This window comes from Streptococcus sp. LYSM12 (assembly GCF_004569635.1).
Lineage (GTDB): Bacteria > Bacillota > Bacilli > Lactobacillales > Streptococcaceae > Streptococcus.
This window is the reverse complement of record NZ_SPOZ01000060.1, coordinates 1-1,368: the sequence shown is the minus strand read 5'-3', so window position 1 is coordinate 1,368 and position 1,368 is coordinate 1. Positions and strand designations below refer to the sequence as shown.

The 1,368-nt window shown below is 49.2% G+C and carries 1 protein-coding gene; it reads right to left on the bottom strand.

Annotated features, from left to right (window positions below; genetic code table 11):
* The coding region (locus E4T79_RS10670; RefSeq protein ID WP_135030108.1) for a DNRLRE domain-containing protein at positions 1–1,368 on the bottom strand (1,368 nt) is incomplete at both ends.

Here is a 1,368-nt window from a genome sequence, read left to right as displayed (position 1 = left end):
ATGGTAAGGCTGGGCGCCTTGTCTGGAGTAAAGCCAATCTGACCCGCATTTTCAGCAGTAGCCTCTGTCGTATAGAAAGCCCCGCCATCTGCACCCTCGTCGGTCGCTGCGACGACCAGCCCATAGTTGGGATAGAGCCCTTGAACCCAGCCGTTTACGGTCTCACGGATATCAAAGCGGTGCATTTTCTTGTAGTTTTCAGCTGGGGTCGCTTTGGCACTAATCGCATGCTCACCCGCAATCTCACGACCGAGCGTCACAGAAGAGTCCCACGTAATCGTATGGATATCAAAATCTTCCGTTAAACGGTAGGCACCAAACTGTGTCCCCGTGTTACCAGGGGAGGTATATTGATAAAGATTGAGGGTGGCACTATCAATACGAGCCTCGGAAGGAATGTTCTGTTTAAAGTCATAGTTGATTTTGAAATAGATCCGAGAGCGTCCAATATCACGGACACCTGGAACACCTGTCATCCCAATCATATCAACGTCTAGGTAACCGACATAGCCATAACCAAGACCAAGGTAACGACCATGGACGGTACTGGTCACGGAGTTGAGAATCTGTTCCCGCGGCACGGTCACGGTCGGGTCAATCCTTACAGGGTACTGGCGCTCTTTGGACGAAAGCCAGTCTTTGCCTGCGATGACGGTCACTTGGTATTTCCCAGATTTTTCACTCAACTCTAGGGTCACATCTTGGCTGGTCGCACCAGCTGCGTCCACCATGAGAGGGGCGGTCAAGACAAAGAGAACCCTCGATTTACCTTTCTCACGAACCAATACTTGATTATTTTCAAGGCTGACGTCATAGCGTCCTGCATCAAGACCGTAGGTAAAGCGGTTCTTGCCTCCCCACTCGGCAAGGACGATTTCTTCTTTGACTCCATTGGATTGAACCGTATACTGGACATCGGTCTTGCCTTCGACATTGTTATATAAAATCGCATTCTTTTCAACGGTGGCTTGATCATAGGTCTTATCCAAAGGGTAGAGGGAGATCTTTTCATCTTTGTGAATAATATCAATGGGAGTCTCTTCCTCGACCCTACTGGGTAAGACGACTCCTACTGGAGATTCCTTGGGAAGATAGTAGTGGTGGCCGTCCGCATGATAAGAATACAGGGACAAGTCAACAGGGACTTCTACTCCGTCTTGGTCCACATAGGTCTTGATGTCACTACCAATGTGGGTCACAAAATGGGTCTCATCCACACGGTAGAGCTGTTCTTGTCCACTGACCGCAACAGGTTCTCCATATTTCTGTTTGAGTTCTACTTCCGCATCACTCTCTTCTGTCACAACCTTGGGTTGTTGGATGGCATCGCCCTCATCTTTGGAAGATTCGGGTGTTGCACTAGAGGCA